This is a genomic window from Chryseobacterium sp. SNU WT5 (genome assembly GCF_007362475.1).
Classification (GTDB): domain Bacteria; phylum Bacteroidota; class Bacteroidia; order Flavobacteriales; family Weeksellaceae; genus Kaistella.
The window spans coordinates 642,032-667,799 of record NZ_CP041687.1 but is presented as its reverse complement, the minus strand read 5'-3'; the positions used below and the strand labels follow the sequence as shown (position 1 = coordinate 667,799).

Annotated in this window: 22 protein-coding genes; 12 read left to right on the top strand and 10 right to left on the bottom strand. The window is 35.7% G+C overall.

The window, feature by feature from the left end; translation table 11 throughout:
• Window positions 1–164 precede the first annotated feature (164 nt).
• Window positions 165–680: a thioredoxin family protein gene (locus tag FNJ88_RS03140; protein WP_143851696.1), complete on the top strand. Its 516-nt coding sequence runs from the start codon at window positions 165–167 to the stop codon at window positions 678–680.
• A gap of 196 nt (window positions 681–876) precedes the next feature.
• On the opposite strand, the gene FNJ88_RS03135 is transcribed toward FNJ88_RS03140, so the two are convergent.
• Window positions 877–1,446, bottom strand: coding sequence for a tetratricopeptide repeat protein (locus FNJ88_RS03135; RefSeq protein WP_143851695.1), 570 nt, complete (start codon window positions 1,444–1,446; stop codon window positions 877–879).
• A gap of 206 nt (window positions 1,447–1,652) precedes the next feature.
• Here FNJ88_RS03135 and FNJ88_RS03130 point away from each other — a divergent pair, with 206 nt between their 5' ends.
• The 3 genes from FNJ88_RS03130 (at window position 1,653) to FNJ88_RS03120 (ending at window position 4,230) form a co-directional block, all read left to right on the top strand.
• Window positions 1,653–2,666: a nucleoid-associated protein gene (locus FNJ88_RS03130; protein WP_143851694.1), complete on the top strand. Its 1,014-nt coding sequence runs from the start codon at window positions 1,653–1,655 to the stop codon at window positions 2,664–2,666.
• Between the two features lie 90 nt (window positions 2,667–2,756).
• Window positions 2,757–3,419: a phosphatase PAP2 family protein gene (locus tag FNJ88_RS03125; protein ID WP_143851693.1), complete on the top strand. Its 663-nt coding sequence runs from the start codon at window positions 2,757–2,759 to the stop codon at window positions 3,417–3,419.
• Between the two features lie 82 nt (window positions 3,420–3,501).
• Window positions 3,502–4,230, top strand: coding sequence for a hypothetical protein (locus FNJ88_RS03120; protein ID WP_143851692.1), 729 nt, complete (start codon window positions 3,502–3,504; stop codon window positions 4,228–4,230).
• Window positions 4,231–4,283: 53 nt separating this feature from the next.
• Here the strand turns inward: FNJ88_RS03120 and cysK are convergent, their stop codons facing one another.
• Window positions 4,284–5,216, bottom strand: a complete 933-nt coding sequence (gene cysK, locus FNJ88_RS03115) for a cysteine synthase A (protein ID WP_143851691.1) — start codon at window positions 5,214–5,216, stop codon at window positions 4,284–4,286.
• A 62-nt stretch (window positions 5,217–5,278) separates the two neighbouring features.
• Window positions 5,279–6,094, bottom strand: a complete 816-nt coding sequence (gene epsC / locus FNJ88_RS03110; protein WP_143851690.1) for a serine O-acetyltransferase EpsC — start codon at window positions 6,092–6,094, stop codon at window positions 5,279–5,281.
• Window positions 6,095–6,447: 353 nt separating this feature from the next.
• Here epsC and FNJ88_RS03105 point away from each other — a divergent pair, with 353 nt between their 5' ends.
• Together FNJ88_RS03105 and pafA are read left to right on the top strand one after the other, a co-directional pair.
• Window positions 6,448–7,374, top strand: coding sequence for a malate dehydrogenase (locus tag FNJ88_RS03105; RefSeq protein WP_143851689.1), 927 nt, complete (start codon window positions 6,448–6,450; stop codon window positions 7,372–7,374).
• A 509-nt stretch (window positions 7,375–7,883) separates the two neighbouring features.
• Window positions 7,884–9,524 carry an alkaline phosphatase PafA gene (pafA, locus tag FNJ88_RS03100; protein ID WP_143851688.1) on the top strand — a complete coding sequence of 547 codons (1,641 nt, stop codon included), beginning with the start codon at window positions 7,884–7,886 and terminating at the stop codon, window positions 9,522–9,524.
• 496 nt (window positions 9,525–10,020) lie between these two features.
• Here pafA and FNJ88_RS03095 read toward each other — a convergent pair whose 3' ends face one another.
• The 3 genes from FNJ88_RS03095 to FNJ88_RS03085 all read right to left on the bottom strand — a co-directional run bounded on the left by FNJ88_RS03095 (window position 10,021) and on the right by FNJ88_RS03085 (window position 13,630).
• Window positions 10,021–12,579, bottom strand: coding sequence for a M4 family metallopeptidase (locus FNJ88_RS03095; protein WP_143851687.1), 2,559 nt, complete (start codon window positions 12,577–12,579; stop codon window positions 10,021–10,023).
• A gap of 276 nt (window positions 12,580–12,855) precedes the next feature.
• Window positions 12,856–13,389: a DUF4136 domain-containing protein gene (locus FNJ88_RS03090; protein ID WP_143851686.1), complete on the bottom strand. Its 534-nt coding sequence runs from the start codon at window positions 13,387–13,389 to the stop codon at window positions 12,856–12,858.
• A gap of 52 nt (window positions 13,390–13,441) precedes the next feature.
• A complete protein-coding gene (locus tag FNJ88_RS03085) occupies window positions 13,442–13,630 on the bottom strand; it encodes a DUF5522 domain-containing protein (protein ID WP_143851685.1) in 189 nt (62 codons plus the stop codon).
• 39 nt (window positions 13,631–13,669) lie between these two features.
• Between FNJ88_RS03085 and FNJ88_RS03080 the strand changes: the two genes are divergently transcribed.
• The 4 genes from FNJ88_RS03080 (at window position 13,670) to hemL (ending at window position 17,980) form a co-directional block, all read left to right on the top strand.
• A complete protein-coding gene (locus FNJ88_RS03080) occupies window positions 13,670–13,999 on the top strand; it encodes a hypothetical protein (RefSeq protein WP_143851684.1) in 330 nt (109 codons plus the stop codon).
• 531 nt (window positions 14,000–14,530) lie between these two features.
• Entirely contained in the window at window positions 14,531–15,439 is a 909-nt protein-coding gene (locus tag FNJ88_RS03075; RefSeq protein WP_185145852.1) for a 1-aminocyclopropane-1-carboxylate deaminase/D-cysteine desulfhydrase, read from the top strand.
• A 47-nt stretch (window positions 15,440–15,486) separates the two neighbouring features.
• The gene (locus FNJ88_RS03070) at window positions 15,487–16,536 is read left to right on the top strand and encodes a glucosaminidase domain-containing protein (protein ID WP_143851683.1); all 1,050 of its coding nucleotides are present in this window, start codon (window positions 15,487–15,489) and stop codon (window positions 16,534–16,536) included.
• 160 nt (window positions 16,537–16,696) lie between these two features.
• On the top strand, window positions 16,697–17,980 hold the full coding sequence (gene hemL / locus FNJ88_RS03065) for a glutamate-1-semialdehyde 2,1-aminomutase (protein ID WP_143851682.1): 1,284 nt from the start codon (window positions 16,697–16,699) through the stop codon (window positions 17,978–17,980).
• A 176-nt stretch (window positions 17,981–18,156) separates the two neighbouring features.
• On the opposite strand, the gene namA is transcribed toward hemL, so the two are convergent.
• On the bottom strand, window positions 18,157–19,203 hold the full coding sequence (gene namA / locus FNJ88_RS03060) for an NADPH dehydrogenase NamA (protein ID WP_143853862.1): 1,047 nt from the start codon (window positions 19,201–19,203) through the stop codon (window positions 18,157–18,159).
• Between the two features lie 145 nt (window positions 19,204–19,348).
• Entirely contained in the window at window positions 19,349–19,906 is a 558-nt protein-coding gene (locus FNJ88_RS03055) for a ferritin-like domain-containing protein (protein WP_185145851.1), read from the bottom strand.
• A 328-nt stretch (window positions 19,907–20,234) separates the two neighbouring features.
• Here FNJ88_RS03055 and FNJ88_RS03050 point away from each other — a divergent pair, with 328 nt between their 5' ends.
• Window positions 20,235–22,076, top strand: coding sequence for an FAD/NAD(P)-binding protein (locus tag FNJ88_RS03050; protein ID WP_143851680.1), 1,842 nt, complete (start codon window positions 20,235–20,237; stop codon window positions 22,074–22,076).
• Window positions 22,077–22,131: 55 nt separating this feature from the next.
• Here the strand turns inward: FNJ88_RS03050 and FNJ88_RS03045 are convergent, their stop codons facing one another.
• Window positions 22,132–24,270, bottom strand: coding sequence for a catalase (locus tag FNJ88_RS03045; RefSeq protein WP_143851679.1), 2,139 nt, complete (start codon window positions 24,268–24,270; stop codon window positions 22,132–22,134).
• A gap of 33 nt (window positions 24,271–24,303) precedes the next feature.
• A complete protein-coding gene (locus tag FNJ88_RS03040; RefSeq protein WP_143851678.1) occupies window positions 24,304–24,870 on the bottom strand; it encodes a ferritin-like domain-containing protein in 567 nt (188 codons plus the stop codon).
• 413 nt (window positions 24,871–25,283) lie between these two features.
• Here FNJ88_RS03040 and cdd point away from each other — a divergent pair, with 413 nt between their 5' ends.
• Window positions 25,284–25,763, top strand: a complete 480-nt coding sequence (cdd, locus tag FNJ88_RS03035; protein ID WP_143851677.1) for a cytidine deaminase — start codon at window positions 25,284–25,286, stop codon at window positions 25,761–25,763.
• Window positions 25,764–25,768: the final 5 nt, after the last annotated feature.

The window sequence follows — 25,768 nt, the reverse complement described above, 5'->3', positions numbered from 1 at the left end:
AAATCATAACCAATTGATTTACAATACCCGTTATTTTTGAAGAAGTGAAATAAGACTTAAAAAAACTTATAATAGATATTCCCCGAGTGAAAACTTGGGGAATTTTTTTATCAAAAGATTATAAGTTCAAAAAATTGTTACATTTACATCTAAAATTAATTCCAATGAAATATACCAAAATCTTATTGATCGCTTTTTTATTCTGCTTTATGCAAAATGTATTCTCGCAAGAAGCAGCTGAAGTTGTTATTGAAAATGCTCAGAAAAAGGCCAAAGCTGAAAATAAAAATGTGCTGGTTTTCTTTCATGCTTCATGGTGTGGCTGGTGTAAAAAGATGGAGAAGAAAATGACTTTACCAGAAACGCAAAAACTATTCAATGATAATTATGTGCTGGCATCTTTAGACGTTTTAGAAAGGGGTGAAAAAGAAAAGTTAGAAAATCCAAACGGAGAAGAATGGATGGCAAAATATGGTGGAAAAACGGCTGGCTTACCTTTTTTTGTATTTATTAATGGCAACGGTGAAGTGTTGGAAAACTCGTTTGATGCAAACGGTGATAACCTAGGATGCCCATCGACCACCGAAGAAATTGCAATTTTTATTGCTAAATTAGAGAAAACATCGAAACTTAATAAAGCTGATTTGGCAACTATCCAGAAGGTTTTCGGGGAGAAATAAAGATATAATTATAAGCGACTTCAATCTTCTTATGAAGGAAATGATGTACTTTTTAAAGATTATTAAAAAGTTTAACGTAATCTCTAACGCTCACTAAATATCATGTGACAATGTTATAAATCATTAATTCCCCGAGTGAGAACTTGGGGAATTAATGTACTAAATAATGTAGTGCTTTTGTTACAGCAATATCTGCTTATTGATTAAGTAATGCATTTAATTTAATTGCATCTTCATTGGCAGCGTCATATTGTAGCGACTTTGCAATATTTTGCTTTGCTTGCTCTTTGTCAGTTTTCTGTAATTGATAAGCTACAAAGAAATGTGCATAAGCTAGATTTTTTTTATTCGCTTCTAGTTCCGCTGGTTTTACTGTAACGATATATTTCTCGTACTCCTTTTTTGCATTCTCCTCATCTTTCATTGTTTGATAGACATAAGCCTTACTATAGTAAGCCGGGGCCCAGTCAGGCAGCAAAGTCGTTATCTTTGTCCATGTGGCCAAAGTATTATTCCAGTCCTGAGTATCCTGATAGGCAGTTGCTAGTTTAACCAAAGCTTCAGTATCGTTCGCATTCGCTTCCACTTGTTTTTTCAGAACCTCAATCGTTGGATTTTGCTGAGATGCTTCAACTGGTGCTGTTTCTTCAACTTTAATAGTGTCCTTTGTGCCTAAAGTATTCTGTCCGTAACCATAAGTTACCGCTCCAAAAAATAATGCAGCAATCACTGCTTTCTGTGTATTTATCACTTTTACCTTTTTCATATTCAATTTTTTTGATTAATGTTTAGTTGCTTCTGCTAAAACAACAATAATTCCACGGTTTTCTTTTTTTTGAAAGTTTAATATTTTTATTACAATCTTAACTTTTTCAATTTTTATATAAAAACGGATCCCAAAAAGATATTTTTCTCTAAAAATTTCCTGCTTCGATCTTTTAAAAATATCTTTGCAGACACAAAATTTCAATAATGCTCAGCAAAATAATCATTCATAAAGTCGGAAATAAAATCAATCAGGAATCTTTGATTCTTTCACAAGAAGAATATCAGCTTGACGAAGAATTCAAAGAAATGCTGGAGGATTTTTTCTTAAAAGGTTTTAAATCAGAGGAGCAATTTCAATTTTACAGTGACAGCTATCTGGTAAATAATCCAGTTTACAGTTCTGCATCAGAGATTTTTGAAGACATTTCGAGATTCAAACAAGAATCTGAGATGATTGCAGAACATCTTTATGATATTACTGAAAATCCAAGGGTTCAGCCAGGAGAATTATTTATAGCTTATTTTGAAGGGGAAGAGACAGACGGTGAAAAAATCGATTCCATTGGAATTTTTAAAACCGAAAATAAAACTCCTTTTCTGAAAATATTTCCTGAAGGAGATGCTTTTGATATTGAAAAAGATTACGGAATTGGATTAGCCAAACTCGATAAAGGTTGTATCATCTATAATAGCTTCAAAGAATCTGGTTTTGCTGTTTCGGTGATCGATAATAATAAGAACGGAGATCAATATTACTGGTTTGAAGATTTTCTGAAAGTAAAACAACGCGATAACGAATATTTCCACACTCAGGAAACTTTGTCCGTTTACAAAGAATTCATCACCAAACAACTTCCACAGGAATACGAAACTACAAAAGCGGATCAGGCGGAGTTTCTTAATAAATCAATTGAATTCTTTAAGGAAAGAGAACAATTTGATTATGAAGAATTTACAAAGGAGGTTTTGCAAGACGAAAATGTGATTGAAAGTTTCAGCAACTTTAAATCTGATTACGAACAGGAAATGCAGGTTTCTATTTCAGAAGATTTTGCTATAAATGAATCTGCGGTAAAAAAACAGAGCCGTGGATTTAAAAGTATCATCAAACTCGATAAAAATTTCAGTATTTATGTACATGGAGATCGCAAAATGATCGAGCAGGGGAGCGATGAAAAAGGAAAATATTACCGTCTTTATTTCGACGAAGAGAAATAAAAAACATCAATCTAATTATTATAGTTTTGTCTTTTTTATAATTTAGGAAGACAACTTTTTAAAAAAAACATATAAAGCCAGTAATCGCTTATGGTTCGTTTTATTAAAGATTATTATCATAATAATTCGGCAAAACTATTGCTATCGGTTTTGTTCTTTGTTTTGGCTCTAGTGATTTTTGCCGTAATTACGAATGAAATTATTTTAGAAAAAGAAGAAACCATCGATTTCCTGGTTTTCGAATTTTTCAAAAAATATTTGATAAGTGATCAGTTGACATGTTCTATGTACGCCATTACGCAGCTTTCTTCGGTTACGTTGATGAAAATTGCCTATCCATTATTGATAGGTATTTTGGTTCTTTTTAAATTTTACAGAAAAGCGTTGTTCACGTTTGTGGCGGGAACGGGAGGTTTATTCATTATATATGTAATGAAAATGTTTTTTGAAAGACCAAGACCGCCTTATCCGATATTATACAGAGAAGAAAGTTTCAGTTTCCCCAGTGGTCATGCTACGTTCAGTTTTATTTTTTACGGAACATTAGCTTATTTTATGTGGCTCACCGATTTACCCAAAATCTGGAAAAATATCGCCATGACTTTTTTGGTTTTGCTTTCTCTTATGATAGGATTTAGCCGCGTTTATCTGCATGTACATTATGCCAGCGACGTTCTGGGCGGATTTTGCCTCGGATATTCATGGTTATTTTTAATGATCTACACTTTCAGAAGATATTTTCCTTTAAATTAAATCGGCAACGCATTACTCCTAATATTCCGCATTTAATTTCTTTACTTTTGCTGAGCAATCTATTTTATTAAAATTTTACACCATGTCAGAAGGACCATCCATACTTTTTCTTAAAAATAAACTCCAACGGTACAAAGGGAAAACGGTTTCAAAAGTTTCTGGCAAGGCAGAAGTCGACGGATCCTTGTTTACTAATTCAGTACTCATCGATATTCAGACTTATGGTAAAAATTTCCTTTTCGTTTTTAAAGATTTTTTTGTTGCGATTGAAGTTCGTTTAGTCGGAAATGTTTTGGTTAATAAACGAAAGAAAATTGCAGCCAGTTTTTCCTTCCATTTTGAGGAGAATGAGATCAATTTCTATGATTCTGAAATATCCGTTAAAAAAGGAAAACCGAGCGACTGTTTTAATTTCAAAATCGATATTTCAAAAGCAGAATTTGATGCCGACTTTATTTTAAATGAATGGCAAACGAACCATTTTGAAGAAAGTATTGGGGAGGCTTTATTAAACCAAAATATTCTTGCTGGCGTCGGTCCCATCATTAGAACGGAAACTTTGTACCACGCAAAAATTCATCCTGATAGTTTAATCAAATCAATTCCAGAAAAGAAATTAATTTTCTTATTAAAAATGGTTCAGGATTATGCCGAAGAGTTTTTGACTTTATTAAAAACTGATAGCGTCGAAAAAAACGCCTTGATCTTTGAAAAGAAAAACTGCCCAAAAGACAAAACTCCAATTATCATCGAAACGGTAGGAAGTACGAAAACGTACGTTTGTCCAAAGTGCCAGAAATTATTTAAATAAAAAAAATCCTGCATAGTCGCAGGATTTTTAGTTTGTCAAGTCAATTATTTCGTTTAACCTTTGAAAATATTCTCTTCAAAAAGCCCTTCTACCGACCAATATCTCTCGCCGGTATCATAATTAAACGTCAAAATTCTAGAACCTTCTGGGATTTCTGCCAATTTTTTATTTACTGCTGCTAATGATGCACCTGTAGAAACTCCTCCTAAAATTCCTTCTTCCGCTGCCAATCTTTTGGTAAAAGTAAAAGCTTCATTTTTTTCCACTTCAATGGTACCATCCAAGATTTCGGTATTCAAAACTTTTGGGACAAAGCCAGCACCAATTCCTTGCAACGGATGCGGGCCTGGAGCGCCACCGGAAATCACTGGTGAATCGGTTGGTTCTACCGCAAAACTTTTCATGTTCGGGAATTTCTGTTTTAGAATTTCTGTCACTCCTGTAATATGTCCGCCCGTTCCAACGCCTGTGATCAGGTAATCAATTCCGTCCGGGAAGTCATTTAAAATTTCTTGAGCAGTCGTCTTCGCGTGAATTTCCGGATTGGCAGGATTTTCAAATTGTTGTGGAACCCAAGAATTCTTTATTTCATTTGCCATCTCCATCGCTTTAGCAATCGCACCAGAAGTTCCTTTTTCTTTAGGCGTCAAAATAAACTGAGCACCATATGAACTCATCAATTTTCTGCGTTCTACACTCATGCTTTCAGGCATTACCAAAACTAGTTTGTATCCTTTTACCGCACAAACCATTGCTAGTCCAACACCAGTATTTCCAGAAGTAGGTTCTATAATTAAAGTGTCCTTATTAATTTCCCCGTCCTGTTCCGCTTTTTCAATCATAGCAAAGGCAATTCGATCTTTTAAACTTCCACCGGGATTTTGTCTTTCAAGTTTCATCCAAACTTCAACGTTGTTCGGGAATAATTTATTGATTTTTACGACCGGCGTATTTCCGATGGCTTCTAATATATTGTTCAGTTTCATAAATGGTATTTAAAAAGTTAATGGTGAATTTTTAATAATTATATAGACTTAAATAAGGTCTGTTAGATGCTAAAAATAATGGGTTCGTTTCCCGGGAGCTTGTTCTTTACGGTGACTTGCCCTTTATGAAAAACCACTGAATTGGGTGTTACACTTTCTGTGATCCAAACATTTCCGCCGATGACAGAATTTTCTCCAATGATCGTTTCACCGCCGAGAATTGTAGCATTGGCATAAATAACCACGTTGTTTTCAATCGTAGGATGTCGCTTAATATGCTGCAGGTTTTTTGTTACAGACAGCGCCCCCAAAGTAACTCCTTGATAAATTTTCACATCGTTTCCAATAATTGCCGTTTCCCCGATCACAATTCCTGTGCCGTGATCAATAAAGAAATTTTCACCTATTGTTGCACCAGGATTAATATCGATTCCTGTTTTGCTGTGTGCAAATTCGGTCCATATTCTTGGAATTAATGGGATGTTGCTTTTATAAAGTTCGTGGGCGAACCGATAAACAGTGATTGCAAAAAATCCCGGATAAGAAAACATGACTTCTTCAAGATTGTTAGCCGCTGGATCATTATCTAGAATAGACTGCGCATCATTTTCTAGCGACTGATAAATTCTAGGGAAACTTTGAAAAAAATCATCGGTTTGAACATCATCTTTCTCTTCGGTCACCGAGAATAAAATTTCATTAAATTCAGTTTTAAAGTTATTTAAACGAACTTCAATATCGGTAAGTTCGGAGCACCGCTGATATTCCAAAAAAAAGATGAAACGAAAAAATCGGTCAATAAAACTCTCAATTTTCTTTTTATCAATATCATATTTTCGGTTAGAATAACCTTCGTGCAAACGTTTGGAAAAACCCATTCTTCATTTTTAGTTGAAACAAAGTTACAGCATACTCTTTGCCAAACCACTTGATGTAAGGTAATTAATTACGATGACCACAATGTGTTTGATATATTAGGAAATAAATTAGAGTGCGGTAAAACTTTAATAAGGTCAAATATTGCTCACAACTTTAACATTTCGTAAATTTGGATTTCATTAAATAAATCAAAATCTAGATGTGAAAACGCAAGTTTCCATATCACAAATAAAATCAATAAATAAAAAGATATGAAAACGTCAGTTTCCATATGACCTTTAAAAATCAATAAAAATTTACATATGAAAACAAACGTTTCCATATCACAAATAAAATTAATAAATAAAAAGATATGAAAGTTACCGTAGTTGGAGCAGGAGCAGTTGGCGCAAGTTGCGCAGAATACATTGCGATGAAAAATTTCGCAGCAGAAGTTGTTTTAGTTGACATTAAAGAAGGTTTTGCCGAAGGGAAAGCCATGGATTTAATGCAAACCGCTTCTCTAAATGGATTTGATACTAAAATTACCGGAACCACTGGCGATTACAGCAAAACTGCTGGATCAAAAGTTGCTGTAATTACTTCAGGTATTCCAAGAAAACCGGGAATGACGCGTGAGGAACTAATCGGGATCAATGCCGGGATCGTGAAAGATGTTACCGCAAACTTGGTAAAACATTCACCAAACATAATCATCATCGTAGTTTCTAATCCAATGGATACCATGGCATATCTGGTTCACAAAACTTCTGGACTTCCAAAAAATCAAATCATCGGAATGGGTGGAGCTTTAGATTCTGCACGTTTCAAATACAGATTAGCAGAAGCTTTAGAATGTCCAATTTCAGACGTTGACGGAATGGTAATTGCAGCTCACAGTGATACAGGAATGCTTCCTTTGATGAGTAAAGCAACCAGAAATGGGGTGCCGGTAACTGAATTTTTAGACCAAGCAAAACAAGATCATGTTGCCGAAGAAACCAAAGTTGGTGGAGCAACTTTAACTAAACTATTAGGAACTTCCGCTTGGTACGCGCCAGGTGCAGCCGTTTCTGTAATGGTTCAGGCGATCCTTTGCGACCATAAAAAAATGATTCCTTGTTCACTAATGTTAGACGGAGAGTACGGTCAAAGCGATATTTGCCTTGGAGTACCTGCGATCATTGGCGCAAATGGAGTTGAGAAAATCGTTGAGATCAGTTTAACTGATGCTGAAAAAGAAAAATTCGCTTCTGCTGCACAAGCGGTTCGTGAGGTGAATGGTGATTTGAAATTCTAAGAAAATCAATCTCAAATATAGAAACGCATCTTTTCGAAGGTGCGTTTTTTTTTGGAGCAACAAGATTTTCGCTTCTTACAAAACCCGTCCAGCTGTCCGCTATATCCGCTCACTGCTTTCGCAGATTCGCGGGATGCCGCTCCCATCTGGGCTAGAAATCCCGGCAGATTGTTTTTTCAATTTTACAAATCTTTCATCGTACCCAACTATTCTAAAACTGTTAGACTGAGCTTGTCGAAGGCTTTTTAAGATTTTCGAATGATAAGATCTAAATCTCCCTAAGAAGTTTAAGAATTCACAAATTATATTCCGCGAGCAATTACCGAAGGAAATTTTAATATTCTTAATCCTTTCATCAAATCTTAATGGTTCAATGTAATTGTATTTTAGGTTTTTTTTGATCAACGTAGTTAAACTGGAAAGTTAATAGAATGTTCATTCGCCTCTTTAGAATTAATCCTTAAATTTGTGTTTATCTTTAAAAACTAGCAAATAATAATTATCAAAATATGTTCAAAAAATTAAGCATCGTTCTTATGGCCGTGATGTGCTCAGGATTCAATGCACAAAAAAATAAACCCAATCAAGTTGACAGACCTAAATTGGTGGTCGGATTAGTTGTGGATCAAATGCGTTGGGATTATCTTTATCGCTATTATGAAAAATATGGGAATGATGGATTCAAAAGATTATTGAATCAAGGATATTCTTTGAATAATGTTCATATTAATTATATCCCAACTTATACTGCGATTGGTCATACTACTATTTACACTGGTTCAGTTCCAGCGATTCATGGTATTGCTGGTAATGATTGGTTCGATAAAGAAACTGGTAAAAATGTTTACTGTACAAGTGATGATACTGTAAAACCAGTGGGAACTCCCAGTACCAAAGTCGGTAACCATTCTCCTAGAAATTTATGGTCCACCACCATTTCAGATGAACTTTTATTGGCAACCAATTTTAAAGCAAAAGTGGTAGGCGTTTCTTTGAAAGACCGTGCCTCCATTCTGCCCGCCGGACATAATCCAACTGGAGCGTATTGGTTTGATGATACTACAGGAAATTTTGTGACAAGTTCTTATTATATGAATGAATTGCCAAAATGGGTGAATGATTTCAATAAACTTAAGATAGGTGAGCAGCTGGTTAAAAACGGTTGGAATACTTTGCTTCCGATCGGAGAATACACAGAAAGTTCACCAGACAATTCAGCTTGGGAAGGACTGCAGGGAAAATCAAAAACGCCAACCTTTCCGTATAGTAATTTAGCTACTGAGTATCAATCGAGTAAGGGAGATATTCGTTCTACTCCTTTTGGAAATACCTTGACGCTTGATATTGCCAAAGCTTCCATTAAAGGCGAACAGTTAGGAGCAGATGCGATCACCGATTTTCTTGCCGTTAATTTAGCGTCAACTGATTATGCCGGACATAAATTTGGACCTAATTCTATTGAAGTTCAAGATGTTTATTTAAGATTAGATCGGGATTTGGCAGAATTCTTTAGCTATTTAGATCAAACTGTTGGAAAAGATCAATACACGGTTTTCCTTTCTGCAGATCACGGTGGTGCACATGCAAAAGGATTTATGGACGAACATAAAATGCCAACTGGTTTTTATGGTGAAGACAATAAAGAATTTAATTTGATGTTAAAAGATCAATTTAAAGTTGATAAATTGATTACCAAAATAACCAACAATCAAGTTTACCTGGATGAAAAATTAATGACAGAAAATAAATTGGATGTTGACAAAGTCAAACAATATTTAATTGATATCTTGAACAAAGACAAATCGGTTTTGTTTGCCGTAGATATGAAAAAAGCGGGTTCATCGTCCGTTCCAGAGCCTATCAGAACCCGAATTGTCAATGGATACAACTGGCAACGAAGTGGTGATATTCAAGTGATTTACCACGATTCTTGGTTGCCGACGTATTCGAAATTAGGAACTACTCATGGTTCTTGGAATTCCTACGATTCACATATTCCTTTGATCTTTATGGGTTGGGGAATTAAAAACGGTGAAAGCAATAAAGAATACAGCATGACCGATATTGCACCAACTTTATCAGCATTGTTGCACATTCAATTCCCAAGCGGAAATATCGGGAACCCAATTGTTGAGGTAGCTGGGAAATAATAATTTTAAATGTATATCCGTTTTCAATCATATTGTAAATTTTAAACGCAAAGTCCTCAACTATTAATTACAATAATGCTGTTTTAGCTTTTTTAAGTTTCGCAAAGGCATTTCATTGAGCAAAGTTCGCAGAGAAAATATAATAATGACGTTTTTGGATATACATTTAATATTAATACATTTATACAATACGGTCGTTTCATAACTCGTTGAAACGGCTTTTTTATAGTTTTATATAAGACTTTTATCGCCTGGGGATTCCAACTATCAGAATCTCAGAGACCAATTCGAGTTATGAGACCCTATGTAGAATTTGAAAATATTGTGACATACAGGAGATTGTTTTAAAACGGTCTCCTTTTTTTGTAATGGCATATGTGAAAATATTGCATCCTTGATCAACCTGTAATTTACACACAAAAAATCTGGAAAAGAAAACTTTTCCAGATTGTAAATAGATTGATTGTATGGTATAAAAGAAGATATTCTTCTTTCTCTATTTCTTGATCACTTTTATGTTAGTAGTTTCTGTATCCGAACTGACTTTTACAATATAAGTCCCTTTTGCAAAAGAGCTAAGGTCTATAGTTGAATTCTTAAAAGTGCTTTCCAATTTGAAACTCTTGATCAACTGACCCGACACAGAGTAAACCTGCGCATTATTCAGTTTTAATTGTTTGTTATTTTGAATCGTGAGCAGCCCAGAGGTAGGATTTGGGAAAACTTGTAGGTCATTTTTCATTTCTGCATTACTAACAGCTAGTACTGGTTGGCTGCAGTTATAAACATAAATTTCATCTAAATACCAGCCGTCGTTGCCGTTGCAGCCATCAGTACCCATTTCAAATCTAAACTTGATATTTGAATTAGAAATGACTCCAATTTTTGATAGATCAATAACACTTTGTCCCCAACTGCCATCTAATGAGCCACCATCAGTTCCCGTGAAAGCGGCTTGACCTTTTAAAGGGTTATCATTGTTAGACGTTCCATCTAGAGAAGTATTGTAGCCATTTTGGGTGAAGGCAGATTTAGGAAGTAAGGTCCAGGCGCCTCCATTCAAACTGTATTTAATATTACCACCGTCCCATTTTGCTTCTGTTGCCACAAAATGATTAAATGCCATTTCGTAGGTCCCAACGGTAATAGCAGGAAAGGTTATTAGGGGGCTCTGTAATCTTAGAATTCCATTCTGCATACTTGTGGTGCAGTTTCCGTTTGCAGGATCCGTTCCGAAAATTCCCTTCCCAGCTCTTCCTTTTGGCAAATTACTTTTTATAACCCAGTCTCTATTTTCCCAGGATGAAGGGTTAGTTGGGATGTTATTCACCGTCCAGTTTCCTAATCCATTTTCCCAGGTTTCCGTAAATAAAGCACCTGAAATTGCAGTTGCACACAATGCTGGTGTAGCTTTCAGCAATGGTTTATAGTTACATTGGGTATTTGGTGAGGATCGTAACTGTACTGATAAAATTGCATTTTTAAGATTCTGAATATCTCCAGCTACCCAAGACTGCCCGCTTAACCCAGAAGGTGAACTAGTAGTGGATAAATCTTTAAGATTAACATCTAGCAGATCGTTAGCGGCTGCTTCTAATGCATCTGCAAATATGGCAAAATTACTGGTTGGCGTTAAATAATTATTTTGTGCTCTCCACCATAAATGAGCTGCTTTTACAAAACCGACTCCGGAGATAGTATATCCATTGTAGGTCCCGCCATCTACCAATAAGGCATACAAATGATTTGGAACGCCGGAATTCTTGTGTACTCCTCCTGAATCGCCTGTTCCACAATAATAATTAGTTGCATCCAACACACGCCCTGGGTTATTATTACAGGTAGGATTCCACATATCACGGATTGGTGCGCCGAAAGCAGTTGCTTTTTCTCCCATTTTCCAACGTTCCGTATTAGCACACGATGTAGATGTTCTTACATTCAAATTTTCACTGCTATCTTCATATCCATTAAGTAAATCTATGGTTTCTCCCCAGACGTCAGAATAGGACTCATTGAGTGCTCCCGCTTGGTATTGGTAGATAAGACCGCTAGTATATTCGGTATAGGCATGACCCCATTCATGTGCCACAACATCATCAGCGGCAGTTCCTGTGCAATAGTTTGCCGTTACTCCATTCCAGTTAGCATTAGGACATTCAATATCTGGATCATTATTAACGGTGATCATGGTCGCATCTGCATTATCAAAAGAGATGAAACTAAATGCATTTTTGAAGAAATTGTAAACATGTTCTGATGTAACTACTTCATTTTGTTGCCATAGGTCCAGAGTCCCTGGCAAAGCATCACCTTCTTTCCATATTAAATTAGTAGCATCGCTATTGGTTTCATATAATTTTCGGTCAATTGGATGGATGCCGGTAAACTGCTCGACCAATTCTCCCGTATGAGCATCGATAAATAAAAATTCTCTAACATCTTTTTTATTGGTCACTTCAATTTTATAAGTCAAATAAGGAACTACGTTTCCACCTTGAACTAAATTTTTAGGAAAAATAAGAAGGGTACTTTTTCCTGTTTCCAGAGCAGATCTTGACCGCGAAATATGCTGTTCACGAACTAAATTTTTTGCTATTGAACTAGCTTCTGATTCAGAAATTGAAGGGGTAGGACTCACTTTTATATCAGAAATTGTATTTCCATTCAGCGAGGATAGTTGTTCTTGCCCGTTAAAATGCATTTTTAAAAGACCATCATAAACAGGAATACCATGGTAATATTGCCCGTAGATAACATTCTTCAGACCGTAATTGTCTGTAATTTCTTCTACAAAAACCATATCCTTTGCCGAATTTAAATTGAAGAGTTTAAAATTCGTTACTAGAAATTCCTGTGCTTTTGCTTTTGGTTGTGCGGATTTTAGATGAAGCCCATCCCCATTTTCAAACCTAATAAAGTTAGGGTTAGAGGTACTGCTACTTATCGTGACCTTAGCATTGGTCTGTTTTTTAAATTTTATCAATTCTTGTGATTCCTGCGCAAAACTGCAAACATAAGATAGGGATATGGCTAGAAGTAATATTCTTTTCATAAATATTTTTGATTTTGGGCAAATATAATTCATTTATCAGTTACGAAGATTTTTTATTTCTAAAATTTTTAGTTGGTCATTATTGTTGATTTATTCTTCTTATTAATACTATTTTTTCAAAGTGATAAAATGGGGTACTATACTATAGAAAAATATATATTTGGAGAATATTCCCTCTTCAAATGATAAGATTGACCATAGGAAAAAAGCAGAAAGCCAAACGGTCGAAAACAAAAAAAGACCGCATCACTGCGGTCTTCAATATTTTAAATGAAATTATTTATTTCTATTCGGAGGATAATTTGCCATGATTTCAGCAACAATCTCAGGAATCTGTTTTTGTTTCGATTTTGGCGAATCCACAGAAATACCACTTCCTACTCCTTGCCAAACTAATTTCTGGGTTCTTGCATCAATTAGATCGACGGTCAAACCACCTTGGTTGTAATTCTGCGTCCAGGTTCTACTCATTCCGACACCCCAACCAAAAGGTCCGCCCCAACCATACATTCCGTATGGACGAGCACTCTGGATGTCCTGAATTTTTTTATGACTGGCTTTTACGTTGACAATTAAATCTGGATTGTCGGAAACGCTCATGCCTTTTGTTTGTAATTGCTTCGAGACTTCGTTCAGAACTCTGTCTTTATCAATATCATTCAATTTTAAATCGTCGATTCGCAATTTATATGATTTGTACATGTTGAAATTCGCAGTTTCTGCATAATCAGATCTCACCTGAAAAGGGCTACAAGAAGTCAGTCCTAAGGTGGCAGAAGCCAATAAAAGTAAGATATATTTTTTGCTCATGATTGGTATATTTTGTCTAACTGTATATTAAAATCTATTATCTATCCGTCTATTATTTACCCGTCTCCGGTCTCTGGATTTTCTTAAAAGTATCCGTCTTCTTATCATAACCATACGGACAATGTTTGCAACCACTTTTGCAGCAATAGCCGCGCTTTAGGTGGTAGGCTTCTATAAAAACCTTATAGCCCTGTTCGTTATAATAAAAGTCTTCGTGTTCTTTGATGATTTTCTGGTACATAAGTTAAATCAGATTTCCTGAAATTAATATCTTTGTTTCATGATACTGGTTTGCCAAAGACTTCTCAAAAATACAAAAATTTCAGGGATTACCCTTTTTCCTTTTATCTTGTTGCAGAAGCCAGAAAATTTACAAAATGAAATATTAATCAACCACGAAAAAATCCACTTGCGTCAGCAGGCGGAGTTGTTGGTGATTTTCTTTTATCTGTGGTATGTGATCGAATATTATTACTGGTTCTTCAGATTAAAGAATTCCTTTTTGGCCTATAAATCAATTTCATTTGAAAGAGAAGCTTACGCCATGGAAGACGATTTGAATTACCTAGAAACCCGAAAAATTTGGAGTTTTTGGAAATATAAAATATAAAGCGGCCAATTATAATAGTTCCTAATGGGAAAGTGTATTTTTATAATAGTTGTAAGTCAATCTGGAAACGGTACTAAGATTTAAAAAAATAAGAATCCAAAGCAGAACATATTTTTTGAATTGCAGCGGTTCTTTAAAAAAATCGGTCATGGCACCCATTAGTAATCCAATTGCCAGAAGCGAGAGGAACCAAAATAATATAACTATTCTTTTACTGGGATTCATAAACCAGGTTTCTTTTTTACGCATCATTTCATCAATTATAATTTCAAAAGTAGTAAAATAATTCTAAACTTTACTTTTTTTTGGGCGCCTATTTCCGCCCTTCGTTCCCGCTTTTTTGTTCCGCTTCGTTTCACAAAAAGAGCTTCACTCAGGTCGGGGCGCAGATTGAGTATAAAAAAGTCAATATAAAATTATCCAACTATTTCAAATTGATGTAGATTGATCTACATATTGTTAAATAATTACACCAAAATAATTAATTTATACTTTTAAATAGACTGCGATTATTTCCCGAACTTTGGCAACATGAAAATTCCTAATATTTCAATCCCAATTGTCGAGATTCCACTTCAGAAAAACATTCAGCTTTTTCTAAAAAGAGAAGACCTTATTCATCCACAGATTTCAGGGAACAAATACTGGAAACTTTTTTATAATATCAATTCCTATTTAGACCAAAATCCAGAGAAGCCTTTTGTTATCACTTTTGGTGGTGCTTTTTCTAATCATATTGCCGCAACTGCTGCATTGGGAAAAGAATACAATCTGAAAACTTTAGGAATAATTCGTGGTGAGGAACTTCAGCATAAATGGGAAGAGAATCCAACTTTAAAACTCGCGCACCAAAACGGGATGGACTTTCGCTTTGTGACGCGCGAAGTTTATAGAGACAAAGAAACTTTAACCCAAATCTTAGAAAAAGAATTTCCAGACGCTTTAGTTATTCCAGAAGGCGGAAGCAACGAGAACGCTGTTGAAGGGATTCAGTTCATGCTCACTGAGGAAACAAAAAGTTTTGATTATCTTTGCACCGCAGTTGGAACTGGTGGTACAATCGCCGGAATTTCCAAGTTTGCACCGGAGAATCAAAAGATTTTAGGTTTTAAGGTTGTTGATGATCAGTCCTTATACAATAAGGTGTTGGAACTTTCAAAAAGAAACAACTTTGAATTGATTGAGGCGCACGATGGAAAGTATGGTAAAATAACCGACGAAAATATTCGTTTTATCAATGACTTCAAGCAGAACTACGGAATTCAACTCGACCCGATTTATACCGGAAAGATGATGAAGAAGGTATTTGAATTAATTGAGGGAGATCATTTTCCCGCAGGAAGTAAAATTCTGACTTTTCATACTGGTGGCTTACAGGGAATTTCTGGAGCCAATGAATTATTGAAAAAACAGAATCGCGCATTAATCGATATAAATTGAAATATGATATAGAACATTACTGGTTTTAAAGTCATAAAATATAATATATGAAGAAAGTATTTTTTGCTCTCGCATTGATCTTATTTGCGAAATTCAACGCTCAGGGTTGGAAAACAGACGAGCAATACATTCAGAAATTTGCCTTGTACGCGGTAGAGGAAATGGAAAAATATAAGATTCCGGCTTCAATTACTTTAGCACAGGGACTTTTGGAAACCGGTGGTGGACAAAGTCGTTTGGCACAACAGGGAAATAACCATTTCGGAATTAAATGTAAAGAAGACTGGTCTGGGAAAACCATGAAACACACCGATGATGCTCCAAACGAATGTTTTCGAGTGTACGACGACCCGCGCGAATCGTATGAAGATCATTCCAAATTTTTGGCTTTTCGAAAATATTACGTGAATCTATTCAAGCTCGATATGATGGATTATAAAGCGTGGGCTCATGGTTTGAAAAAAGCGGGCTATGCGACGAATCCTAAATATGCATATATTTTAATTGATAAGATCGAGCGCAATAAACTCTATGAATTCGACAAAGTAAATTCGAAAGACGTGCTTTATGCGGTTTTGAAAATGTACCCGAATTTGGAAAATGACCGAATTTTTATGGCAAAACTCGATCAGAGTAAAGCTTCTAAAAAACAGGTAATCGTAAAAGTACCATATGAACAGATTTCTTATGCTAAACAGCAGCAGAAAGTGGATAAACTGGTTTCGAAAGCTGAACCATTAAATTCTATTCTTATAAAAAGCCATCCGAATGGCGGTAAGAAATTTGTAATTATTCCAGATGACCTCTCATTGGAAGCAATTTCGAAAAAATTCCAAATTACAGAATCTGCTTTGATGAAATGGAATGAACTCGATGGTACTGAATTAAGGAGAAATGATATTCTGTTCTTAGAAAATAAATCAAATAGCGGAAATACATCGACTTACAAAGCGCAAGCTGGAGAATCTATGCATGATATTTCCCAAAAATTTGGAATGAAATTAAAAAAACTCTATTCTAAAAACCGAATGGATTACGGTCAACAACCAAAAGCTGGACAACTCATTTATTTACAAAGTAAAAAACCCAGAAAGTAGGATAGATAGCAGATACGAGATTTTAGATGTTAGAAATTAGATAGTGCGACAATAATATTCAGATATCTAATTTGCATTTAGATTTAATTTTCAACTATCAACTATTACCAGCGGCCAACAACCTAAAACCCATCACCTACAATCTACAACCTATAAAAAAATGTTATACCAAAGAAGTTCTGCTTTATTCGACGAAGCGTACCAATATATTCCAGGCGGAGTGAATTCACCCGTTCGTGCTTTTAAATCGGTGGGCGGCGTTCCTCTATTTATGAAAGCTGCAAAAGGCGCCTACATGACTGATGCTGACGATAATCAGTACATTGATTACATCAATTCTTGGGGTCCAGCCATTCTTGGCCATACGCATCCCGAAGTTTTAGAAGCGATTAAGAAGCAGGCAGAGAAAGGTTTTTCTTACGGAACGCCGACAGAACTGGAAACAGAGATTGCTAAATATATTGTTGAAAATGTTCCAAATATTGACCAGATCAGAATGGTTTCTTCTGGGACGGAAGCGTGTATGAGTGCAATTCGGTTGGCGCGTGGTTTTACCGGAAGAAATAAATTTATCAAATTTGAAGGTTGCTACCACGGACATTCTGATTCCTTTTTAATTAAAGCAGGAAGTGGAATGGCAACATTCGGAAATCCAAGTTCTCCTGGAGTGACTCTTGGAACTGCGAAAGATACTTTGACCGCAAAATATAATGACATCGAACAAGTTGAAGATTTGTTCCGGTTGAATCAAGGCGAAATTGCTGCAATCATCATTGAACCAGTTGCTGGAAATATGGGCTGCGTTTTACCTGAAAATAATTTCCTTCAAAAATTGAGAAAACTTTGTGACGAAAATGGAGCACTCTTAATTTTTGATGAGGTTATGACCGGATTTCGTTTGGCTTTTGGCGGCGCTCAGGAATTATACGGAGTGAAAGCTGATTTGGTTACTTTCGGAAAAGTCATTGGTGGCGGACTTCCAGTTGGTGCTTTTGCCGGCCGAAATGAAATCATGGATCAACTTGCGCCAAAAGGTGCAGTTTATCAAGCTGGAACTTTAAGTGGAAATCCATTGGCGATGCGTGCAGGTTTAACGACTTTGCAACTCATCAAAAATGATAAAAACTTTTACGAGCATCTGAATAAAACAACGGAAACTTTAGATTTCGAAATTGGCAAAATTTTGAATTCAAAAAGTATCGAACACCGAATTAACCGAAAAGGATCGATGATGAGTGTCTTTTTCCACATTAATGCGGTTTCTAATTTCGATGAAGCAGCTCAGGCAAATCATGCTTTATTTAATAATTTCTTCCACCAGTTATTAGAGAAAGGAATTTACTTACCACCGAGTGGTTATGAAACCTGGTTTATCTCTGATGCGATCAAAGAAACTGAGATTGATAGAACCTTGGAGGTTATCAGAAACTTCGAATATTCTTAAAGATTTTACGGAATTTTCACGAAGACGCAAAGTTTCACGCAAACCGCACAAAGATTTTCATCTCGTTATTAAAACGAGACAAAGATTTTATTGCATATTGATCATAGAAATTAACAAAAATATTTACATAAAAAGACCGCAATAATAAAACATTGCGGTCTTTGCATGAAAAATATTTAAATTCTCGCTCTTTCATATTGATGCGGGAAATCACATTCTCCTTTTCCATCAAATGAACCTTGAATCGCCAAATAAGGGTTTCGTAAAATTTCTCTGGCAACGAATATTAAATCAGCTTCTCCTTTTTCTAAAATTTCTTCAGCTTGGTCCGCAGATTTAATTAAACCAACGGCGCCTGTTCTAATTCCGGTTTCTTTTTTTATTTCTGCTGCTAAGGGAACTTGATAACCATCGAACAAAGTAATTTTTGCTCCTTGAATATTTCCGCCACTTGAAACATCAATTAAATCCACATTTTTATTTTTCAGAACTTCTGCAAGTTTTACACTTTCTTCAATATCCCAGCCATTTTCGGCATATTCCGTTCCGGAGATTCTGACAAAAAGAGGGTGGTTTTCATCAAGCAATTCATTGATAGCATCTACAATCTCAACCAAAAAACGAACTCTATTTTCAAAACTTCCACCATATTCGTCAGTTCTTACATTGGATAAAGGTGACATAAATTGATGAATTAAATAGCCATGTGCAGCGTGAATTTCAATCAAATCGAATCCCGCTTCCAAAGATCTTCGTGTAGCGTCTTTAAAATCCTGAACTAATTGTTTAATTTCCGGTATTGTCAATTCATGTGGAATTCTTTCACCTTCTGCGTAAGGAATATTTGACGGAGCAACTGTTTCCCAACCATTTTCTAACGAAAGTTGTTTGCCATTCCAAGTAGAAGCTTTTCTACCGGCGTGACCTAATTGAATTCCAATTTTACTGTCAGAATTTTGGTGAACAAAATCGACGATTTTTTTAAAACCTTGGCTTTGTTCATCATTCCAAAGTCCCATGCATTTGTGTGTAATTCGTCCTTCGGGTACGATTCCAGTCGCTTCGACAATTAAAAGTCCAGTTCCACCTTGCGCACGACTTGCATAATGAACGAAATGAAAATCATTAGGAACTCCATGTTCACAAGAATACATGCACATCGGTGACATCACCCAACGGTTCTTCAATTCGAGATTTCTAAATTTAATCGGAGAATATAAAATCATAAATATTTTATTTAATTAAGAATTCAAAGTTACGAAAAGCGAACTTGAGGTTTTAGACTTCGTCATTCATTACATTGATGCAAAGAAAAGAGGTTTTCAAACGAAAACCTCTCTTATTAAGTTGAGCAGAAAGGTAAAGAATCTAATTTTTATAACCTTCTATATGGGAAGACATAAAAGCGTCGATAATACCATTTAAATTATTGGCAATAAACTCTTCTTCCTCTTGAACGCTTACTGCCAGTAATGTTGCCTCCTTATAGTATTTCAGTTTAATAGCGAGGTGTGCCAGAGCGCCGTATGATGCAATTTTATAATAGGTCAATTTCTGAGAAACAAGGATAAGCGCGATTTCCCAATTGGCAATATCATTTGAAAAAAAAGAAAGATGATTTTTGCTCTCAGCAATTAAAGCATTAAAAGTTTTGCAATCCTTAATCTTTCCTGATTCTGCTCTTAGCTGGAATATTTTTGCGAGTCGCTCCTTGTGTTTTAGGTGAATTGCAAAATGGGTTTTTAGAATCTCATCTAATTTTGGAGAGACGATCTGATCTTTTATAAGATTGAAATCAGTAGCTATCGTAGTTTCCGCATAGTGCATCTCTTGTAAAGAGTGAATAAAGAAGTTTCCTAAAGTGGAATTAGAATATGTCAACTGATCATTTATAGAAGACGGAACGTGTTTGTTAGAATTTTTCATGATTCTCATTTATTTTATGAAGAAGACAATCGTAAAGCAAGAACTTATATAAGTAAAACTACGATATTAGATTTGCAAGAATAGCAGTTATTTCACGGTAATTTCGAAAATCGCTTAGGTTAAAAATAGTGGTCTTTAATTGTGAAGAAGAAAATTTTTTTTAATTAGAAAGAAGATTTATAAAATGGTTTCGTAGCCTATACAGATTATATTATTTCCTTAAAATTATTCTCATTTAACTTCAAAATCATCTATCTTTATTGTTGTAAAAAAATAGAATATTTTCGAGCCAGACATTTTCAAAACTCCTCATTTTTATTAACATTTTATGAATAGATCTACAAGCGAAAAAAGTGATTTATCTAATATCGCATTGATTGGCAGCGGTCCTACTGCTCTATATGTTCTGAAATATATTTGGGAACATATCGATATATTAAAATCTCAGATAAAAAAAATAACCATTTTTGAGAGAGATAAAGTTCTTGGGATGGGAATGCCTTATCACCCTAAAACCACAGATATCTTTAACCTCGCCAATATATCGTCAGAAGAAATACCTATGCTTCAGGAATCTTTTGGGGACTGGCTTCGCAGACAAGATTCCGACCTGCTAAAAAAAATGAATGTGACTGATTTTCCAATAAAGGATTCAGAAGTGTATAGCCGCGTTGCATTAGGACACTATTTTGAAGAGCAGTTTAGAAAACTAATAGTTGCTCTGGTTTCAAAAGGAGTGGAAGTGGTAGAAAAAGTAAAGTGTGAAGTCGTTGATGTTTCGACGGATCCTGAAAATAAGGAGGTAACAATTATTGATTGTCATCAGGATGAGTATCAATTTTCGAGCATAATCATCGCAAATGGGCATGAATGGAAAGAAGAAGACCAACCAGATGCGGGATATTTCGCTTCACCTTGGCCCATCCATAAATTGATTCCCAAGAATGAAGCAGGATATAATTTTCCTGTTGGAACGCTGGGCGCTTCCCTTAGCGCCTTTGATGTAGTCACTTCTTTGGCTCACCGACATGGAGAATTCAGTAAAGTTGACAGAAAACTGACCTTTAAAATTAATGAGGGTAATCCTGATTTTAGACTGGTTTTACATTCCGCAGAAGGTTGGCTGCCTCATTTGCAATATGAACAGAAAGAGCCGATTAGAGAAATATACCGCCATTTTACCCGCAGTATGCTGTTGGATTTAATTGATGACAATGGATTGATAAGAATAGAACAGTTTTTCGATAAATTGTGCAGACCCGCATTAATTACCGCTTTCCGTAAAGATAAAATATTAGATGTAGCGATGAAATTGGAGGATTCAAACTTTACTTTTAAAGATTTGGTAGAAGTTATGGCGGATAAACATGAGTATGTAAATTCCTTTGAAGGGATGAAAAAGGAGATGGTAACGGCAAAAAATTCGGTCTATAATAATATACCGATTTACTGGATGGAGACTTTAGATGATCTTATGTACAGTTTAAATTACCATGCAGATTTACTGCCGGCCGAAGATCATTTATTTTTTCATAAAGAAATTATGTCGTTTTTAATGAACGTAATTGCTGCTCTGCCTTTGCAATCTGCAGAAATTCTATTGGCCCTATATGAAGCCGATTGCATCGAATTAAAGCCTGGCTTTGTTGAATTTCCAGATGATGCATTCAAAAATGGAAAGACTAAAATATCTGTGAAAGCTACCGATGATAAAACGGAGGATCTGGAATATAAGATTTTTGTAAACTGTGGTGGAGGAACGAAGTTAGAACTTGCAGATTACCCGTTCCAGTCATTGGTAAAAGAGGGTGTGGTAAGTGTTGCAACATCGAAATGCATCAGTCAAAAAGATTGTGCAGATCTGCTTAAAGAGGAAGAGCAGGATCGCCTTATTAAAACAGCTAACGGAGCTGAAATGAAATTGTCAGGTATTCAAATCGATTCAAGTTATCGTACAGTGAACAAAAAAGGATTAGCCAATCATTTTCTTTATGATATTAATTTCACTCATACTGGTGGATTACGACCTTATTCTTATGGATTGCAGGCCTGTAGTGCAACCAGCCTCATAATGGTAGAATCGTGGTTGGCAGAAATTACGGATAATAAAGAGATGAGTGCGGAAATAGAAACCATCACCGAACTTTATGAGAACACCGAAGGATTATAAAATAATATAAAGTAAAGAAAGGCTCCATTTGCAGAGCCTTTCTTTTTATATAGTATTAAGCCGGAACAACGGGATTCACCTCTCTTTCCCAGAAACGGTGCTGTTCAATATCTTTTACAAAATCTTTCAAATTCCCTTTGGTCGAAACTCCCTTTGCAGGTATTTTTATTTCGGGTATTGCTTTCTTTATAAAGTCTACAGCATCCTGATCTGTTCCAATCGGCTTACAATGCTTAAAGGCTTCGGCAACAAAATGAAGGGCGTCTGCATTGGTTGAAAGTGTTTTCACGCTGTCGCCCCCAGACACATAGACTGCATCAAAAACAACAGATGCTGCAGTTAGCAAACTGTCATCGATTGGATACTGATCGCCTGACTTTGTTTTCACAAAACCATGTCTCGGTGCGATTATGGTAACCATTGCTCCTAAGTCACACAATTCTTTTTTTACTTTGGTGAAAGCTTCATCACTTACTCCATCTGCAGTAAGAATTGCAATTCTTCTTGCTTTAATATCCGCTGGTAATTTATTTGCCATACTTAAAGATGGTGCGTCTTTAATTGGTAAATCATTTTTAAAAGAGTGATAATGTTCCAAATCTCCATCTGCTGGGATGCTTCCCGTAATTGGCTGAGGTAATTTCTCCGGAATTAATCCTAATTTATCACCGACAATTTTTGCCAATCCTTCATTAATTTCTAATAGCATATTCACCATTCGCTGGCGAATAGGAACAATTTTTACTTTCCCTAATTCAAAGGCAAATGCATCTTGTATATGTCTTTTCTCATCTTCCGTCATACTTTTATAAAAAAGATCTGGCTGACTAAAATGATCAAAGAAACTTTTACTTCTCTGTCTAATTTTTTTAGCATCTATTCTTTCTTCAAATGAAGTAAAGCCTCCTTCTGATATCTTTGCTTGGAAAGGACAGCCGCCACCCATAGAATTTGGATTGTAATGCGCTTTCCCTTTATTAATTTGCATTCTATGCATTCCGTCACGCTGATTATTTGTTACCTCTGGAATTGATTTGTTGATCGGAATTTCATGGAAATTCGGTCCACCTAATCTTGAGATCTGAGTGTCTGTATAGGAAAATAATCTTCCCTGTAATAACGGGTCATTTGTAAAGTCGATTCCTGGTACCAAGTGTCCTGGGTGAAAAGCAACTTGCTCTGTTTCTGCAAAGAAATTATCAGGATTTCTATTCAAAGTCATTTTGCCAATAATTTCTACAGGAACCATTTCCTCTGGGATCAATTTGGTTGGATCAAGTAAATCAAAAGGAAATTTGTGCTCGTCTTCCTGAGGTACAATTTGTACTCCCAATTCCCATTCAGGATAATACCCTTCATCAATTGCTTCCCATAAATCTCTTCGATGGAAATCGGTATCTTTTCCTGCAATTCGCTGGGCTTCGTCCCAAGCTAGACCCAAAACTCCTTGTTTAGGTTTCCAGTGGAATTTTACAAAATGAGATTTTCCTTCGTCATTAATAAACCGGAACGTGTGAATTCCAAAGCCTTCCATTGCCCGCAAACTTCTAGGTATGGCGCGGTCACTCATTAGCCACATGACATTGTGCATGGCTTCCGGCATCAACGAAATAAAATCCCAGAAAGTATCGTGTGCCGAGGCAGCTTGAGGGATTTCGTTGTGAGGTTCTGGTTTTACAGCATGAACAAGATCTGGGAATTTGGTTGCATCCTGAATAAAGAAAACTGGCATATTATTTCCCACCAGATCGTAATTACCTTCTGCAGTATAAAATTTCACTGCAAATCCGCGAACATCTCTTGGGACATCAGTTGATCCACGGAAACCTGCTACAGTTGAAAACCTTACAAATACAGGAGTTTTTATAGAAGTATCATTTAAGAATTTTGCCTTCGTATATTTTCCCATGGGTTTGTAAAGTTCAAAGACGCCGTGTGCTCCGGAGCCTCTTGCATGAACGATTCTTTCTGGAATTCTTTCATGATCGAAATGTGTTATTTTTTCTCTTAATATAAAATCTTCTAATAAAGTGGCACCTCGCTCGCCAGCTTTTAGGGAATTTTGATCGTCGTTAATTTTCAACCCTTGATCAGTGGTCATCAATTCTCCCTGATTATCGGTCGTAAATTTTCCTAATTGTTCTTGTTTTGGATTCGCGCCATTTTCAAACGGTTCGCTTTCATTTATTTTCATAGTATGGTGTGCTTATTTGGTAAATGTTTTTAGTTAAACGGCATTAAGATCTTTCGACTGCAATTTCCCAGTAACCGCTTGAGAATTCAAATTGGTGTCGGCAATATAACTAAGTAAAGTATCTGATTTCTTTTCCTCTCCTAACGTTTTCAATAACAGATCTAAAGCTGTTCTTTCATTTAAAGTTTTTGCAAATGCTGCCAACGTTCCATACGTTGCAATCTCATAATGCTCGACTTTTTGTGCGCTGGCGATAATTCCGGCATCACGAACTGGGCCTTCTGCGGTTTCTTCCATGATTTCTTCACCTTCTTTAATAATACCGTCCATTGCAAGGCATTTCTTTCCTTCAGCTTTTATTCCCATTGATTCAAAAACCTGTTCTAATCTCACGACTTGTTCTTTTGTTTGAGCCAAATGGTCTTTTATGGCAGTTTTCAATTTTTGATCCGTGGCTTGATCAAACATTTTTGGCAGCGTCTTTACTAATGCATTTTCTGCCCAGTAAATGTCTTTAAGACTGTCGATGAAAAAATCTTGAAGTGTTGCTGCAATTTTTTTTCCTTTACTTTTCGGCTCTTTTGTTTTTTTTGTGTCCATTTTTTTATTTTTTATTGATTGGTGTTTTTAAATGATTGTATTTCAACGCTTAGTGATGATTGCTTCTTTTATATTTGGTTTTATGAGATCTGTTTTACGTTCAATAAGAAATCACTCATTTATTCTTGAGATAAAGTTTTAGTGCGTTTTTTAGAATCAATTTTTAAACCAAAATCATCTTATATTTATAGCGGCTACATTTTTTAGTAAAATGCTATAACTTCCTAAGTGCCTTTAGATAATAAAAATCAAGTATTTCAAACAGATTTCAATTTCATCACTCCATTTTCCACAATAATCATTTTTATTTTTTAGTGATGAGATTGGAGAGAATATCGTCGCAAACTTCTATGCAACGCGATTAATCGCGACAATTAAAAAAAAATGTTACCTTTACTTTCCAACTTTTTTAAATGGATAAACAAATCAAAATTAATTTCGAAGCAATCGAAAATTACAGTCATCTGAACGACATCGAGAAAACGCTTTTTGATAAGGCAATGGAGATCAGGGAAATAGCGTACGCTCCATATTCGGATTTCACGGTAGGCTGTGCGATTTTATTAGAGAATGGCGACATCATCACCGGCAGTAATCAGGAAAATGCTGCTTATCCATCAGGACTGTGTGCAGAAAGAACAACTATTTTTTATACCGGAGCTAATTTCCCAGAAATAAAAATCAAGAAACTTTTTGTTATCGGAGCTCCAAGAAAAGCGACTACTTCAGTTCCTATTCCGCCTTGTGGAGCTTGCAGACAATCAATTTTAGAGTATGAGGCGAAACAGAAGGAAGAAATAGAGATCTATTTTGCGTCACTCGATGGTGAGATTTATAAAACGAAATCAATTCGTGAACTATTGCCCTTTTCATTTGATGCTTCTTTCCTTTAAATTTA